Below are 16365 nucleotides of genomic sequence, written 5' to 3'. Positions count from 1 at the left end.
TTGCTCCGACTACCAACGGACTTCAAATTTCTTACGTAACCAGATCGCTAAACTATTTAAGCTAATCATCATCGCAAGGAGAACAATAATGGCTGCAGCAGTACGACCTTCAAAGAAGTTACGAAGTTCATTACCCTGCCACAAGAAAATCTGTACAGGCAGCGCTGTAGATTGATCGAATGGGCTTGCTGGAACACTGGCTACAAAAGCACTCATACCAATCAACAACAACGGCGCAGTCTCACCCAATGCTTGAGCCACACCAATAATCGCACCTGTTAAAATACCTGGTAATGCCAAAGGCAGGACGTGATGAAAAACAGTTTGCAGTCTTGATGCACCCAATCCTAATGCAGCTTGGCGAATCGAAGGTGGAACCGCTTTTAAAGAAGCTCGTGTCGTAATAATCACCGTTGGCAACGTCATTAAACTTAACACAAGACCACCTACCAAAGGGGCAGATAATGGTAAATGCATCCAACCAATAAAAATTGCAGCACCAAGCAAACCGAATACAATCGATGGAACAGCAGCCAAATTATTGATGTTGACTTCTACAATATCTGTAATCCAGTTCTTTGGTGCGAACTCTTCAAGATAGATCGCAGATGCAACGCCGATTGGAATCGAAATAAAGATTACAATCAACATCATGAACAATGAGCCCATGAATGCACCAGCTAAACCAGATGTCGCTGGTGAACTACGAGAGTCAGGACTCGTGAAAATATTCGTGTTAAATGAATTTTCGATAACACCTTTAGCCTTGAGTTCATCGGCAATTTGACGAATCTCAGGACTAAGTTGTTGCTGTTCATCTGGCAAAGAACGATCAATATTACCTGCAAGCCACACATCAATATTTGCATCAGCAAGGACTTTTACATCGACTGTTTTACCAACCAAGCTTGGATCATTCATCACCATATCACGGATACGATATGCTTCAGAGCTCGTATAGATATAGCTTAAATCATCACGTTGTGCTTCAAGTTGAGGATCTTGTTTGATCATTGCATTGATGATCAATGCATCCCAATCCACCATGCCAACTTCAGTCTGCCACTCAATAAAGCGTTCTTCATACTGAGCTGGATTCTCACCTTCAGCCAGTACAGGTTTTGGACCAACTTCAATAATTTTTGGATCGAAATAGATTGGCAAATTCATGCTACTTTGCCAAAAAGCAGGCAAGCCTTTCGCTAAAATACTACCGAATAGCAATACTACGAAGAATAAGCCAGCAATCACTGCTGAAAAACCGAAGAAACGGAACGTCTTTTCTTTACGATGACGTTTAGCTAAAGAATTCTGAATAGTCTTCTTACGCTTTTCTCTAAGCTGCTCAGCTGTTGCTGAATCAACTGTCGCGAGAGTATTAGGATTAGAAGTACTCATTAGTCGTATTGCTCACGGTATTTACGCACGATGTAAAGTGCAACAATGTTCAAACCTAAAGTAATCACAAACAATGTAAGTCCTAGTGCGAAAGCGACTAATGCTTGCGGACTTGCAAAGTCAGTATCACCTGTTAATTGATTAACAATCGTAATCGTTACGGTTGAAACAGCTTCTAATGGATTTGCGTGTAAAAGAGGACTGTTACCAGCTGCTAGAACTACGATCATAGTTTCGCCAATTGCACGGGAAGCAGCCAATAAAAATGCACCAATAATGCCAGGCAACGCTGCTGGAATGACCACTTTACGAATCGTTTCAGATTTGGTCGCCCCTAATCCTAAAGATCCATCACGTAATGCTCGAGGCACTTGAGTAATAATGTCATCAGATAAAGAAGACACAAAAGGAATGATCATGATTCCCATGACAAAACCTGCAGTGAGCGCACTCGTTGCGTTGATATCAATACCAACCATTGCCCCTACAGTTTTAATAAATGGGCCAATAATCATGAGTGCAAATACACCATAAACGATCGTTGGAATACCAGCTAAAACTTCAATGGTCGGTTTTGCCCAAGAACGGAAGCGAGGAGAAGCATATTCAGCCAAATAAATCGCGATCATTAAACCTACTGGTACAGCAACCAATAGTGCGATCCCACTGACCATGAGCGTACCCCACAACAATGGAAGTAAACCATAGCTTCCTTCTGCACTTCCCGAAGTACTGAAACCCGGGTTCCACTCTGTTCCAAAGAAGAAATCAAAAGGATTAACAAAGCTGAAGAAGCGCATCGCTTCTCCAAACATCGACATTACAATTCCAAGTGTTGTAAGAATTGCGACACCAGAACATAAAGCTAAGCCAACATTGATGACTTTCTCGACCTGATTACGCGCTCTAAAATCTTGGCTAATTCTTTTTTTTGCCCATACTAACCCTGCCAATGCAGCGCAAATGACAACTGCTAATTTTGCAAAAGAGCCAATAGTTGAAAATTTACTCAGTTGCTCTGCAGCTGCAACTTCATAGGACGTTGCTGTATCACTGACACCAAATCCGGATGCAATCGCTTGAACACGGTCAACAACTACGTTTAGGCTTGCTGGATCTAGACTTGCTTTAATATCCTGTGGCAAATGATTAAGCACCACCTGCTCCAAGATCGTTGGCTCAACCAAGTTCCAAACAATCAAAATTAAAAATGCAGGGATACCACACCACAACGCAACTAATGCCCCATAGTAACCAGGACGTGAATGCAAAGCGGCAGAGTTATTTCCCTGACCTGCTAAGTTACGGCTTTTGCGTAATCCGATTTGATAGGCAATGGCGATGATCGCCAGTAACACACCTATAAGTAGCAGATTCATGTATTCTCCACTGTCTTTTCAATTTTCATGGTTTGAAAAAACTTTTTTCAATGAAAAAACCAATGGCAGGATAATTCCTGCCATTAGTTTGTCGTTTGATTACTTAACAGCTTTACCTGCTTTAAAGTTTGCCAAAATTGATGCGCGTTCTTTGTCAGAGAGTGAAATTAAGCCCGCTTTTTCTAACTTAGAACCTTTACCTGAAACACGCTTGTTTAAGAAATACTCAGTAAACTGTGGTAAACCTTTGATTGATTTCAAGTGTTCACCTTTTACATAGAAGAATAATGGGCGTGATACAGGGTAAGAACCATTTAAAATCGTGTTTTCAGACGGTGCCACATTGTTCACAGTTGCAACGCGTAAACGGTCACGGTTTTGATCATAGAAACCTAAACCAAACACACCAACAGCACTTGGAGAAGTTTTTAAGCGTGCAAGTGTTTCTGTATAGTCACCCGCAATTTCCACAACACGACCATCTTTACGGAACGTTGTGCAAGCTTTCTTTTTGGCATCTTTATCTAAAGCTTTAATAGCAGCATACGATTCACAACCAGCGTCCACCATTTTCTCCTGGAAGACTTCACGTGTACCATGATTCGAAGCTGGGATTACAAGCGTGATTGGCTCATTTGGTAATGATTTATCAATTTGATTCCAACGTGTATATGGGTTTTTTACCATTTTACCGTTTGAAGGCAATTCAGCTGCCAAAGCTGCAAATACATGTTGTGGACGTAATTTATAAGCTGCTTTGTTAGCATTTGAAGCAAATACGATACCGTCGTAACCGATTTTAATTTCTAATACTTGGTTAACGCCATTTTTCTTACATTCAGCCAATTCGCTCGATTTAATTGCACGAGATGAGTTAGCAATATCGATCGTATTGTCGCCAACACCATTACAAAATTGTTTTAAACCACCCGACGAACCGCCTGAACCAACTACTGGTGTTTTAAATTGAGGGAAGTTATTACCGAATTCTTCAGCCACAATACTTGCATATGGCAATACTGTAGAAGAACCCGCAATTTGAATTGTGTCACGTGCTGCATTTGCGGTTGTTGCTACAGCTGCCCCAGAAAGTGCTAATGCAATTGCAATATTTGTAAAGCGCATCATGTTATCTCTCAATTTATGCAAATTTGGAGTACGCTACTTTTTATTGAAGTATTGTACTTATTTCGATACATGCATTTTGATTTGATAATATGACAATAAGGTTACAGCTTTATTACGATTTTATTATTTTTATTACACCAACCTGCTTATTTATTTTTTAATTATATTTCAACGATTTATAATAATTACGGTTAAATACTGATATTTTTATTACCTACTTATTCTTTAATAATTATCCCCCTAATTCTGCATAAAGATTTCTTCAATCATGATCTAAAAATATGTCAAAGTTATGAATTTTGAATATCAAAAAAGCGCTCAATTGAGCGCTTTTTTTCAAAAACAATCTATTAATCGATTGGTGGCGTATATGTACCATCAGCAATTGAAGCTTTGATGCGATCAGACTCAGCCAGTACAAGCGCAAGCAAGTTCTTCACATTGTCTAAAGTTGCCACTGGACTTAAAGTTGTCATTTTCAATGATTGAACCTGACCTACTTTAGTCACACCAATATTCGCTTCACCACGTGCAAACAATTCATCCGCAACGTTTTGGTTCAGTGTATCGAGTAATTCTGTTGGGTAACCTTCAGGAATTACACGGAATAAGACTGATGCAAATTGTGGCTCAACCAATAACTCTAAACCATCTGTTGCTTTAATATAATCTGCAACATCACGCGTTAAAGTAACACCATGATCAATCATAGAGCCGTAAAGCTCTTCACCGAGTGCTTCAATCGTCATCCACAATTTCAACGCATCAAAACGACGTGTAGTTTGTAGAGATTTAGAAACAAGGTTTGGTACGCCATGCTCTTCATCATAAGCAGAGTTTAAGTATTCCGCTTCATAATGCATAAAGCGATAGTTCGCTTCATCTTTAAGTAAGAATGCACCACAAGAAATCGTTTGGAAGTAATGCTTATGGAAATCAAGTGTGATTGAATCAGAAAGCTCGATACCATCTAACAAATCACGGTGATTATTAGATAGGATTAAAGCACCGCCCCATGCTGCATCGATATGCATCCACGCGCCGTACTTGTTGGTGATTTCACGGACTTTCTTTAAAGGATCAATTGCACCCGCATCGGTAGTACCTGCAGTTGCAACCACACATGCCACAATTTTGCCTTCATTTTGAAGGTGTGCCATGGTTTTCTCTAGTGCATCCATGTCCATACGCGCATTTTCGTCAACAGGCACAGTCACTACAGATTGGAAGCCCATTCCCATCATCGCCATGTTCTTTTGCACAGAGAAGTGAGCATTTTCAGAACAAATGACTTTAACGTTACGCATCGCTTCCGCAGGTACGCCATCACGCTGAACAGACCACGGATTGCCGTTTTCGTCTTTCCAGTTTTTCGCGATACATGCATCACGTGCAAGCAATACACCCATCAAGTTTGACTGCGTACCGCCAGAGGTGAACACACCTGCTTGACCTGCACCATAACCAACTTTTTGACGAAGCCAATCGATCAACTGAACTTCCATCAATGAACCTGCAGGGCTTTGATCCCATGAGTCCATCGATTGGTTAGTTGCGTTAATGAGTACTTCTGCGATTTGGCTAGTCACCATAGTAGGACAATGCAAATGCGCCAAAGAATGAGGATGATGTACTTTTAAGCTCTTATTAAGGAATAGCTCAACCATACGCTCTAATGACTTTTCCACACCCAATCCTTCTTTAGAAGGATTAAATGCAATTGCACTGCGAAGCTCTTTAATGCTACCGCCTGTGTACATTTTGTCATTTTGTAACCAAGCTGCTACTGCTTGAGTTGCCTGATCCATTGCTGACGTATAGTCAGCAATGGATGCAGCATCATTACAGAGCAAAGCTTTACGGTGTTCTGCAAAATCTACCATGAATTAAGCGCCTCGTACCGCAACTAATGCTTCAGAAATTGCTTTCTTAAAGCGCACAATTACTTCTTCACATTCAGCTTGGTTAATAATTAATGGGCAAAGTAGACGAATCACTGTACCGTTACGTCCACCCTTTTCTAACAACAATTTGTTGTTGAAACACGCTGCTTGGATTGCAGCAGCCAATTGACCATCTGCAGGAAGTGAACCCATATGGTCAGCAGGTTTACGCTCATCAACGATTTCGATACCGATCATTAAACCGCGGCCACGTACATTACCGATACATGGGAATTCTGCAGCTAATTTCTTCAATTCAGCTTGAAGGAAATCACCGCGCTCTTGTGCGTTTTGCGCAAGATTTTGTTCTTTAATCGTTTTGATCGTAGCAAGACCAGTACCCATAGCCAATTGGTTACCACGGAAAGTACCCGTGTGACCTGCAGGCTGCCAAGCATCAAACTTACGCTTAATACCAAGTACTGCAAGTGGTAAGCTTCCACCTACTGCTTTCGACATCACTACAACATCAGGTTCGATACCCGCATGTTCAAAGGCAAACATTTTTCCTGAACGCGCGAAACCAGCTTGTACTTCATCAAGAATTAAAACGATGTTGTGCTTTTCAGTCACTTCACGAATTTTTTTCAACCATTTCACAGGTGCTGTAACCACACCGCCCTCACCTTGAATCGCTTCAAGGATAACTGCAGCAGGCTTAGTCACACCGCTTTCAACATCTTCGATGAAATTTTCAAAAAAATAAGTAAGCGCGTCAACACCCGCTTCACCACCTAAACCTAGTGGGCAACGGTATTCATGTGGATACGGCATGAATTGAACGCCTGGCATTAAACCATTAACAGCGTTTTTAGCAGACAAATTACCTGTCATTGCTAATGAGCCGTGAGTCATACCATGGTAGCCACCAGAGAAGCTGATCACAGTGCCACGGCCAGTATATGTTTTTGCAAGTTTAATTGCTGCTTCTGTACCATCTGCACCAGATGGACCACAGAACTGTAGGCAGTACTCTTCTTTACCACCCGGTAATTCAGCAAGTAAAGCTTCAGTAAAAGCATCTTTTAAAGGTGTCGTTAAATCCAAAGTATGTAATGGAAGACCACTCGCTAAAGTGTCTTGAATACTTTGAATGACCGCAGGATGATTATGGCCCAAAGCCAATGTTCCTGCCCCAGCTAAACAATCGAGGTACTCTGTACCTTCAACATCAGTAACCCAGCAACCTTGAGCTTTTGCTATCGCTAACGGCAATTTACGTGGATAGCTACGAACATTAGATTCCATCTGACTTTGGCGAGTCAAATAGTATTCGTTAGTAGAATTAGGTGCAGGATTTACAGAAGAAACGCTCATATCGAATTACCATCTCTGATATGGGTTAATAGAAATAAGTCGGGTGACTTGCGGTCCTTTGACTCGGTGCTTTATAGAGTTCTAGTTAGCCTATTGTGTAGAGTTATAACTAGAGGGCGCGATGATAACGAATTTTGAAATAAAATAAATAGATTTCTATCGTTTTCACCAGCAGATTCTAAAATATTAATGTGACAAATTGATAACTTGTATAGATTTCAAACTGTACCACTTCTATTTTAGATAAGTTTGAACTTGAGCTAAAGTAAAACAGTCCAAATTATGCAAAAAATGTTCAATTTTTTTTTGCTGATTTGAACTGACTTTTTCAGTATTCCTAAATTCGAGCTTGGGCTAAAGCATAGTTTTGTAACATTATGAATCTTATATATTCATGTAGTTGTACGTGTGTGATTAAAACCACTTTTTTTCACTCATTTTTTTAAGAATAGTTTCAAGAGTTCTCGATTAAAATACATCAGCAACCCCATCATCACAACGACAATCCCCCACAAGGCTTCATTATGAATAATTTCATTATTTAAGGATGCCCCCAAAACTAGGGCGATGACTGGCGTCATGACATTACTCAAAGACACTGTCGACGCTGCTAAGCGGCGGATTAACCAAAAATAGCACAGCATCGCAACAATTGATGACATGATCATTGTGAACAAAAAACCCACCATCGCTTGCGTACTTGGTAGCACGGTTGGGATGTGTTGCCAAATGAATGGAATGATTAAGAGTGATCCTAAAGCTGAAACGATTAATGAACCAGTCGCCTGACTCATGGGGCTTAAAGGTGCATTAATTTGTTTGACCAAAAAAATCGAACTGATATACGACACCATACTGATCAGCATCAAAACTACACCCCAAGGATTGACTCGCTCATCTGCAGATTCTGCAAAAACAAATGTGAGACCCAATACGGCAATGACCATTCCACTCCATTGTAAAATAGACAACTTATGTGTTTTTAGGATGAGATGTCCAATGAGACCTGCAATTAATGGCGAAAATCCGAAGATCAGTGCCATTAAGCCTGACGTTAAATAATTTGCTGCTAAGTAGATAAATAACTGCGCACCTATTAAATTTAGGCTACCAGCCACATAACTTTTCAGCGATACATGATCAAACGGGAGTGGATCACGCATCATTTTGAGCAACGCCAAAGCAATTATAGATGCACCAAAGTATCGAATGATGAGCACCCACATTGGATGAATTTCTGCAACACTCCATACAATGGCAAGTGGTGTTGCAGCCCATATCAATACCAATAAGGCATATATACTCGCAACGACCATTATATTTGAGGAACTAGAATTCATAATTTGCTCAAAATTAAATCAATATTTTCTTAGGCACATAAAAAACAGACCTAAGTTACCCTAGGTCTGTTGCACAATCTCACCAAGTTTACTTCACAAGTTTACGAAGGTCTTGGCTAAGATCTAAATATTTATCTGCTTCAAATGCAGCTTGTTTGCTAATCAATTTTTTAAGATGACGCATTTCTTTAGCCGCATTTACCGTAATACCACCAACAATAATACCGTCAGTCACACCGAACAATACAAATGAAGATTCTGCACGTAGCTCAGGATTGATTTCACCACGTACTAACCACTCAGCTGCTGCCATATCACCTACGAATTGGTAGTTAATGTCCAACTGATCTGTCCAGAACCATGCTGGATTAGGAGTAGGATGTTCTACACCCATCACATGGCGTGCAAAGATACCTGCTTGAAGATTGGCATTTTCCCAAGTCTCAACACGACGGTGGTTACCACAGTCACGAAGTTGAGTTGCCACATCACCTGCCGCATAAATATCAGCATTCGAGGTTTGGCAATTTTCGTTTACTTTGATCGCGAGATCAACGTCAAGACCAGCATCAACTGCCAACTGTGCATTTGGCACAATACCGATACCGTAAACCACAGCATCCGCACGAAGTTCTTCGCCATCAGCTAAAGTCACCACAATTTCTTCGCCATCAAGCTTGCAATCTGCAATTGAAGTTGAAAGACGAACATCCACACCTGCCAATTTTTGCTGTTCAAGCAAGAATTCACTCAAGATGCGTGGCGATGAACGCCCCATCACCATTGGTCCCATTTCAATGACAGTGACTTCACATTCTTTGAAACGTGCAGATGATGCAAGCTCAAGACCGATCACACCGCCACCGATTAAGATTAAACGACGGCCTGGCTGTAATACAGGAACTAAAGCTTGTGAATCTTCAAGATTACGAAGTGTATAAACGTGTTTTCCTAAAGCATCAAAGTTTGGTAAACGACGTGCCGCACCGCCAGTTGCAAGCAGCAATTTGTCATAAGCAACAACATCACCATTTTGAAGTTCGACAGTTTTGGCTTCAGCGTTGATTTTCACGACACCATTACCGCGAATTGCTGTCACACCAAGATCTGCTAATTTTTCTTCAGATAAAATTTCAATCTTGGTTTCTTCAGGTTTTAAAATCACGTCTTTAGACAGTGGTGGACGCTCATAAGGAAGATGCGTTTCATCACCAATTAATGTGATTTTACCTTCATATTTGTTTGCACGAAGCTCAAGGATCGCACTTGCGCCTGCTTGACCCGCACCAACGATGACGATGTTGTTTACATTGCTCATGGGATTAACCTTTTAATTCCGCAGATACGATACCGAAGCCCGCAATCCACTCACTAATATCTTCATAGCAGTGAGTTGTCATTTCATACTCACCAACTTCGCTCAGTGCAGCAAATGCTGCCATCCAGCAACGCACTTCTTGACCACCACGACCACCTTCGACACGAATTTCTGCCTCAGTCATCGCTTCCATTGCAGCAAAATCTGCTTGTTTAAATTTCTCAAGCAATGCAATATCCCACTCAGGGCTCAGCGGTACTGCAACTGATGTATCTCCAGCAGCGAGTTTCTGACCAACTGCAATAATTTTAGCTTGACGCGCATTACGTGCTTCTTCAGTTGGATTACGGCCCGCAATTAAAAACTCTTCAACTTCTGGTGGCACTGAACCCATTTGAGGTGTTGGTGGATCATGAGACAAACCACCTGTACCCAATACAAGTACACGCTCATTTTCAAGATTAAGTGACTTAATATATTGTCCAACCGCACGGCCTAAAGCAATGGTACGCTTTGTGGTTGGCATTGGTGCGGCAGCGCCATTAATAAATATTGGAATCGTTTTATAACGATCAAGTTTTCCATCACAAAGGAAGTGTAATGGTTGAGTCACACCATGGTCAGCCTGCATACGATATGAGTATGCAACATCAACACCTTCATCTAGAACTTGACGCACAAGTGCCAAAGCCTTGTCTTCAGGAACATCGATTTTATTGTCAATTTTACCGTAATCCCAGTCACCAGCAGCCGTAGCACGGATACCGACACAGAAACTTGGCATAAGGTCGTAGAAAAAACCGTTAAAATGGTCTGGACCAAAAGTAATGATCAGTGTTGGATCGTAAGCTTTTACTTCAGCAGATAATTGTTCAAAAGCAGCACGTACTTTTTGCTCTTTTGACTGATCTTGAGGTGAAGCAAATTCCATTAAAGGACTGTGCGAAGCACAAATAAGTTTAACGGCCATGAGAGACTCCTTAAAAGGAAGGCAGCCTTAGAACAGGCTGCCGATAAGTCCATTTTTTAGACTAGATTTTATTCGTCAAAGAAACCAGCACGTGGTTGACGTAGACCACGAATACCCAAACCACATTCTGCATTGATCAGAACACCAGTTAAAGGTCGGTTATTTTGACGAGATGCCAAGAGCACATAAGAACCTGTCATTTCTTCAGGCTCAGGTAAGAAGTTCAACGGCATACCACGCGCGATTTTCTCAGGATCACGCGCATCTAAAAGACCTAGATTTTCTTGGCCTAATGATGCAGCACCTTTAATGTTTACATTCATACCTGACGGCGCAACAGCATTCACACGAACTTTGGGTGCAAGCTCATACGCCAATTCCTTCATGATGCCTACGCCAGCATGCTTAGATGCTGTGTAAACTGGACCACCGCCCGCAGAATATAATGCTGAGTTAGATAGTGTGAAGATTATCGAACCTTCAGATTTTACTAACTCATCAAGTGCAGCCTTAGCACCTAGAATTAATGCTTTCGTATTAATTCCCATGATTTCGTCAAACGCTTTATCAAGTTGCTCACCTGAAGTATTGACGATATCTGCGTAGTGATCCCAGATTCCTGCATTACCAATAAAGCAATCAAGCTTACCAAAACGCTCAACAGTTGCTTTTACAGCACGGACATTGTCTTCATAGTTGGCAACATCACCAGCGATTGCAACAATTTGATCACCAAAGCGTTCTTTTAAAGCATCGACTTTAGATTGTGAACGTTGTAACACACCAACGTGCGCACCTTCCTCAAGGAAGCGTTCAACTAAAGCCCAACCTAAACCAGAACCACCACCTGTGATCAGTGCAACTTCGCCTTTAAGCCAACCCATGATTACTCTCCTGCCATCTCAACGTATAACGCACCATCTTCAACAATCACTGGGAAAGTTTGAATTGGATCTGTCGCTGGTAAACATAATGCTTGACCGGTTTTTAAACAGAAGCGAGCTGAATGCAATGGGCATTCGACAGTGCCATCATCTTCAAGATAACCTTCTGACATTGAAGCATTACCATGAGAACAACGGTCATTCATTGCGAAGAACTCACCACCATTGTTAAACACTGCAAGCGCATCGATACCGTTAACGCCGCAATCTACTTTCAACGCTTCGCCTTCGTCTAATTCGTCAACTTGGCAAACAAAAATCTTATTCATTAGAAGAACACACTCAGGTTGTGAGAGTTATAGGTAACTTGATCAAGCGTGATCTTACGGTTGAAAATTTGGAAGCCTAAGCCACCTTCAACTTTACGGATCTTGTCATGACGTTTACCACAGTAAATAGTGACATCTTTCTCTTTTTGTGTACGGTACAAAAGATATGTAACGTATACATCGTATTCGCCTTCAACTTCAGTAGCTTCTACGATCACGTTACTCACCATATGAGTTGTACGTGATGGAGGCTCTTCAGCCCAAGCCATGCCTGTTTCAAGACGAGCAACACGACGCTCTAAAAGATCTTTCGTATCATTGAACACCCAAGTTGTAGGTGGTTCAATTGAACGACGACGGTCACGTGTTTGAGCATTTGGTGTTGTACGTAGCGTGTAAGAAATATCTTCAGCTAACGTATCTAACCAGTCGCGGAATTTCCAATCGTCAAGCAATTTCGCTTCACGATAGAGGAATTGGCTAATTTGATGGTGAAGTTCTAAACTCACTTGACTCATTTCATAAGCTCCTTCTCATATTCGTCAGCTGCTTTCTCAACATCTTCCCATTTTTCATGGATTAGCAAGTCTGCCCAACGACGGTACATGCCGCGTGCCGCAGTTTCTGAGAAAATATAGTTAGTGATACCAGGGATACCATCTTCACGAATTTTCTCGTTACCAAGACCCATTTCCATAATGAGTTTGTTTTGACGCGCTTTGTAACCACGTAAGACTTTTTGAATTTCGATCCAGTTTTCAGAGTCATCTTGCTCTAAGAAACCAGCTGGACCAAATGCACGTGTCGCAGAACGTTCAAACGCTTCTTTCACTTCTTGTGACGCTTCAGCATCCGCAATACAGAACGCCCATACTTCAGTTTTGTTTGGACCACGTGGATGCCATACGCGAAGTGTTGCTGTACCGTTTAACCAAGACAATGTTGGGAACATAGTGTTATGACCCGCAAGACGTAACGCACGGATTTCACCAAGACGCTCTTTAACTTCTTCGTAAGTTTCGCGGAAATAGTTTGCTACTTCACCATCCACCCATACGTTTGCATCTGGTTTCTCTGTAAAGAAGAAGCCTGAACCGTGACCACGTGAACCATATTGGATTGCGTCTTTCGCAGTTTCCCATACAGGACGTGCAGTTTGCGCAGCACCTAATTTCTTAGTAGATTCGTCATCAGGTTTAGCACCTAATACTTGAATCGCAGATGCGTGAGAGAACAATGCATGATATTGGTCAGATGCAAACTGTTCAGCCGCAAATTTCCAGTTACATTCGATTTCCCACTTATGAACACCACCGATGATCTCAGTACCACCTGGACGACGATCTAATACGCCATCTAAGTACCAAGCGATATCACCCATGTATTCTTCAAGGTCTGGAGTTGTTTCATCCCAACAACCGAAGATTAAGCCTTTATAAGACTTCACACGGTTTACTTCGATCAAACTCCACTTCTCTTTACATGCGCCTTGAGGGAATGCACGATCTTCAAGAGGAATATCTTTAAGAGAGCCGTCTACGCCATAAGACCAACCGTGGTATGGACATGTAAATGCACGAGTGTTACCGCAGTCAGCAAAGCTCACGCGCATTGAACGGTGACGACATTGGTTTAACAATGCTTTGATTGAACCGTCTTTTTGACGTACCACGATGATCGGATCTTCACCCATATAGGTATTGAAGAAATCACCAGCCTTTGGAATTTGGCTTTCATGGCAAAGGAATAACCATGTACGACCGAACACACGTTCAAGTTCTAGTTCATAGATATCTGGATCTGTATAAATAGATGGCGTGATACGTCCATTTTGTGCATCGACTAAAGCATCGATTTCGCGCACATCAATTTTCCCACTCATGAAAAGCTCTCCTGTGACTAAATTAGACACAAACTAATAGACTCAACTTTGCAGAGATAATGAGTTTTGAACGAGTTTTGGGGAAATATTTTTTTTGTTTGAATCAAGATGTTTTATCGATAAATTAATCAATCGATCAATACGTGAATTTTACCATATTTTAATAATAACGTTGATATTTCAATATACTCAGCCCCACTTCACCGAATATCCATTTGTGAACTATACTCGCACTTGATCATATTTAGACATTATATGAATCAATCTTTGGATGATTTTTTATGGAACTACGACACCTTCGATATTTCATTGCTGTGGCAGAAGAACTCAACTTCACCAAAGCAGCCTTGCGCCTTTATACTGCTCAGCCATCATTGAGCCAGCAGATTAAAGATCTTGAAGATGAAATTGGCGTCCCTTTGCTTTATCGTACAAAACGTAAGGTAGAACTCACTGAGGAGGGGCAAGTCTTCCTTGAACAAGCTCGCCTCACGATAGCCCAAGCAGACAAAGCAGTCGCAATGACTCGTCAGATTGCCAAATCTAAACAGCAATTGTTACGTATCGGCTTTGTTCCCGTCGTTGAAATGAAAATTTTTCCTTACGTTCTCCCTAATCTTCGTGTTCAAAACCGGGATTTAAAGATTGAATTGTTAAGCTTAAACAACTCCGATCAGTCAAAAATGTTAAAAAAAGGCGAAATTGATATCGCTTTTACTCGTCAAAATCTATTTAGTGATGAAATCGAAAGTCAATTTGTTTTACGAGAACCTTTGATTTTCTTACTCCCCAAAGATCATCCACTCGCTAAATACGATCGCATTCCAGTAAAAGAGCTCGATGGAATCGATTTCATTATTCCTTCTGAACAGCAATCTCAAACCCTAAATAAGATCATTCTAGATTTTGCAAAATACCATCAAATCAATTTAAATATTGTTCAAACTGCAGACAATATCCTCTTTAACATTAATTCTATTGGCATGAACCTGGGCTGTACTTTTCTACCTGGATATATCGCACCACTGACGATGAACAACACCGTGATTCGCCCGCTAGACGTGGAATTACCTTCAATCGATTTATTTGCAAGCTATAGAAAAAGTACTAACTCAGAAGGCGTCAAAAAATTTATGGACTTACTGAGCTCTGTTTTTTACCTTGATATTAATCGTAATTAATTAATTTTTTTTCAAATTAATGATCACCGTTAAACATAGCGGTGATTTTTATTTTTTATTTCAACCAACAGTCTTAGACTTTAGTCTAATAAAGTTTTACGAATATCATCATAAATTGTATGAATTCAGGCTTTAGATTAGACTGATTTTTAAACAACTCATTAACTAACTAGACTTGCTCTACCACTTAAGTCTAATGCATTAAAACAGATCAATGCTCAATATTGATTATCAATATGCAGATTTAAACGTATTAAACACATGTTCTGTATTTTCAGTTTTAAAAAAGAGGATGATTAAATCATCCTCTTTTTTAGTTTTTTAGGTTCTTAAATTATTTAACACCATGAACTGCTAGATAATTTTTGATCACCGTATTAAATTCTTCTGCTTTTTCAACTTGTGACCAGTGACCGCACTGACTGAAAATATGTGCATCAGCATTAGGAACGATATTTAAAATGTCCCAAGTACGAGACACAGGAATCACCACATCTTGAGTACCATGAATCAATAATACAGGAACTGTAATATCTTTCATTTTTTCAAAGTCTAATGGGAACTCGAAACGATCACGGTCACGCGCACCCACAACATCCATTAAACGATCAGATGCGTAGTCATTCGCTGCAGAATCAAAACGTACTTTTACCAGCTCATCTGTAATTAAGTCTTTATTTACAACGAACATTGAAAGTGTCTTACGAATACCTTCTTCTGTTAAAACTGGGTTTGCATGCGCTTTTAGGGCTGCAGTTTGTTTTGCACCACCTGTACCCATTGAAACAATACCGAGTACACGCTCTGGATAATCAAGTGCCAATTGGAATGCTAACCAACCACCTAGCGAATTACCTACTAACCATGTTTTTTCAATACCAAGTGCATCAAGAGTACGAATTGCATGATCAACCCATGCACGGATACCGTATTGAGTTCCTGGTGCAACGACAGTTTGACCATAACCAATGGTATCAATTGCGATACAACGCGCTTGCTCACCAATTGCAGGTAAATTCAACCACCAGTTAGCAGCTGCTGATACACCAGTACCAGAACCATGAAGGAATAAAATAGGCGTGCCTTCACCAATTTCATGATAATGGGTTAACTCACCTTCAGCAGTTTCGATCCATTTATCTTCTAAACCAAAGAATGAATCCGTTTTATATTCTGGAATTTGAACAGTGCTCATCATAGTCCTCTAACTGTCTATAACTGATCATATATTTGTGAAACAATCATCAGTTGATGTTTACAAATGATAGTTTTACAGGCTTATATTAACTGCTCTGT

Annotated in this window: 14 protein-coding genes; 1 reads left to right on the top strand and 13 read right to left on the bottom strand. The window is 40.7% G+C overall.

From position 1 onward, the window contains the following. Nucleotides 1-9 precede the first annotated feature (9 nt). The 12 genes from pstA to hcaE form a co-directional block, all read right to left on the bottom strand. Entirely contained in the window at nt 10-1398 is a 1389-nt protein-coding gene (pstA, locus tag AC1M85_RS05395; protein WP_488213694.1) for a phosphate ABC transporter permease PstA, read from the bottom strand. Next, a complete protein-coding gene (gene pstC, locus AC1M85_RS05390; protein WP_092767091.1) occupies nt 1398-2777 on the bottom strand; it encodes a phosphate ABC transporter permease subunit PstC in 1380 nt (459 codons plus the stop codon). Before pstC ends, pstA begins: the two co-directional genes overlap by 1 nt. 99 nt (nt 2778-2876) lie before the next feature. After that, the gene (locus AC1M85_RS05385; protein WP_179997953.1) at nt 2877-3902 is read right to left on the bottom strand and encodes a substrate-binding domain-containing protein; all 1026 of its coding nucleotides are present in this window, start codon (nt 3900-3902) and stop codon (nt 2877-2879) included. Nucleotides 3903-4255: 353 nt separating this feature from the next. Next, complete coding sequence (locus AC1M85_RS05380) at nt 4256-5788, bottom strand: pyridoxal phosphate-dependent decarboxylase family protein (RefSeq protein WP_092767092.1); 1533 nt, start codon at nt 5786-5788, stop codon at nt 4256-4258. Nucleotides 5789-5791: 3 nt separating this feature from the next. Then, a complete protein-coding gene (locus AC1M85_RS05375; protein ID WP_035267118.1) occupies nt 5792-7165 on the bottom strand; it encodes a diaminobutyrate--2-oxoglutarate transaminase in 1374 nt (457 codons plus the stop codon). A 434-nt stretch (nt 7166-7599) separates the two neighbouring features. Continuing rightward, nucleotides 7600-8505, bottom strand: a complete 906-nt coding sequence (locus tag AC1M85_RS05370) for a DMT family transporter (RefSeq protein WP_488213693.1) — start codon at nt 8503-8505, stop codon at nt 7600-7602. An 88-nt stretch (nt 8506-8593) separates the two neighbouring features. Continuing rightward, nucleotides 8594-9823 (bottom strand): 3-phenylpropionate/cinnamic acid dioxygenase ferredoxin--NAD(+) reductase subunit, encoded by a 1230-nt coding sequence (gene hcaD, locus AC1M85_RS05365; RefSeq protein WP_488213692.1) that lies wholly within the window; start codon nt 9821-9823, stop codon nt 8594-8596. A 4-nt stretch (nt 9824-9827) separates the two neighbouring features. Then, on the bottom strand, nt 9828-10793 hold the full coding sequence (locus AC1M85_RS05360) for a 3-carboxyethylcatechol 2,3-dioxygenase (protein ID WP_481591390.1): 966 nt from the start codon (nt 10791-10793) through the stop codon (nt 9828-9830). 68 nt (nt 10794-10861) lie between these two features. Continuing rightward, nucleotides 10862-11677 carry a 3-phenylpropionate-dihydrodiol/cinnamic acid-dihydrodiol dehydrogenase gene (gene hcaB, locus AC1M85_RS05355; protein ID WP_035267124.1) on the bottom strand — a complete coding sequence of 272 codons (816 nt, stop codon included), beginning with the start codon at nt 11675-11677 and terminating at the stop codon, nt 10862-10864. A gap of 2 nt (nt 11678-11679) precedes the next feature. Next, complete coding sequence (gene hcaC, locus AC1M85_RS05350) at nt 11680-12006, bottom strand: 3-phenylpropionate/cinnamic acid dioxygenase ferredoxin subunit (protein ID WP_005181999.1); 327 nt, start codon at nt 12004-12006, stop codon at nt 11680-11682. After that, the gene (gene hcaF / locus AC1M85_RS05345) at nt 12006-12524 is read right to left on the bottom strand and encodes a 3-phenylpropionate/cinnamic acid dioxygenase subunit beta (RefSeq protein WP_035267127.1); all 519 of its coding nucleotides are present in this window, start codon (nt 12522-12524) and stop codon (nt 12006-12008) included. Before hcaF ends, hcaC begins: the two co-directional genes overlap by 1 nt. After that, nucleotides 12521-13888, bottom strand: coding sequence for a 3-phenylpropionate/cinnamic acid dioxygenase subunit alpha (hcaE, locus tag AC1M85_RS05340; protein WP_092767097.1), 1368 nt, complete (start codon nt 13886-13888; stop codon nt 12521-12523). Before hcaE ends, hcaF begins: the two co-directional genes overlap by 4 nt. 281 nt (nt 13889-14169) lie before the next feature. Between hcaE and hcaR the strand changes: the two genes are divergently transcribed. Beyond that, nucleotides 14170-15069, top strand: coding sequence for a DNA-binding transcriptional regulator HcaR (gene hcaR, locus AC1M85_RS05335; RefSeq protein ID WP_035267131.1), 900 nt, complete (start codon nt 14170-14172; stop codon nt 15067-15069). Nucleotides 15070-15403: 334 nt separating this feature from the next. Here hcaR and AC1M85_RS05330 read toward each other — a convergent pair whose 3' ends face one another. Beyond that, entirely contained in the window at nt 15404-16264 is an 861-nt protein-coding gene (locus tag AC1M85_RS05330) for an alpha/beta fold hydrolase (RefSeq protein ID WP_035267132.1), read from the bottom strand. Between the last annotated feature and the right edge of the window lie 101 nt (nt 16265-16365).

This window comes from Acinetobacter sp. 24-47-64 (assembly GCF_057737055.1).
Note: the sequence above shows the minus strand (reverse complement) of the source record. Positions and strands in the feature narration are given on the sequence as shown.

Excerpts from the sequence above, each read along its gene's own strand:
- hcaC (WP_005181999.1), bottom strand. The coding sequence starts at position 12,006 with ATGAATAAGATTTTTGTTTGCCAAGTTGACGAATTAGACGAAGGCGAA.
- AC1M85_RS05360 (WP_481591390.1), bottom strand. The coding sequence starts at position 10,793 with ATGGCCGTTAAACTTATTTGTGCTTCGCACAGTCCTTTAATGGAATTT.
- hcaE (WP_092767097.1), bottom strand. The coding sequence starts at position 13,888 with ATGAGTGGGAAAATTGATGTGCGCGAAATCGATGCTTTAGTCGATGCA.
- AC1M85_RS05385 (WP_179997953.1), bottom strand. The coding sequence starts at position 3,902 with ATGCGCTTTACAAATATTGCAATTGCATTAGCACTTTCTGGGGCAGCT.
- AC1M85_RS05370 (WP_488213693.1), bottom strand. The coding sequence starts at position 8,505 with ATGAATTCTAGTTCCTCAAATATAATGGTCGTTGCGAGTATATATGCC.
- hcaB (WP_035267124.1), bottom strand. The coding sequence starts at position 11,677 with ATGGGTTGGCTTAAAGGCGAAGTTGCACTGATCACAGGTGGTGGTTCT.
- pstA (WP_488213694.1), bottom strand. The coding sequence starts at position 1,398 with ATGAGTACTTCTAATCCTAATACTCTCGCGACAGTTGATTCAGCAACA.
- hcaR (WP_035267131.1), top strand. The coding sequence starts at position 14,170 with ATGGAACTACGACACCTTCGATATTTCATTGCTGTGGCAGAAGAACTC.
- AC1M85_RS05380 (WP_092767092.1), bottom strand. The coding sequence starts at position 5,788 with ATGGTAGATTTTGCAGAACACCGTAAAGCTTTGCTCTGTAATGATGCT.
- AC1M85_RS05330 (WP_035267132.1), bottom strand. The coding sequence starts at position 16,264 with ATGAGCACTGTTCAAATTCCAGAATATAAAACGGATTCATTCTTTGGT.
- AC1M85_RS05375 (WP_035267118.1), bottom strand. The coding sequence starts at position 7,165 with ATGAGCGTTTCTTCTGTAAATCCTGCACCTAATTCTACTAACGAATAC.
- pstC (WP_092767091.1), bottom strand. The coding sequence starts at position 2,777 with ATGAATCTGCTACTTATAGGTGTGTTACTGGCGATCATCGCCATTGCC.
- hcaD (WP_488213692.1), bottom strand. The coding sequence starts at position 9,823 with ATGAGCAATGTAAACAACATCGTCATCGTTGGTGCGGGTCAAGCAGGC.
- hcaF (WP_035267127.1), bottom strand. The coding sequence starts at position 12,524 with ATGAGTCAAGTGAGTTTAGAACTTCACCATCAAATTAGCCAATTCCTC.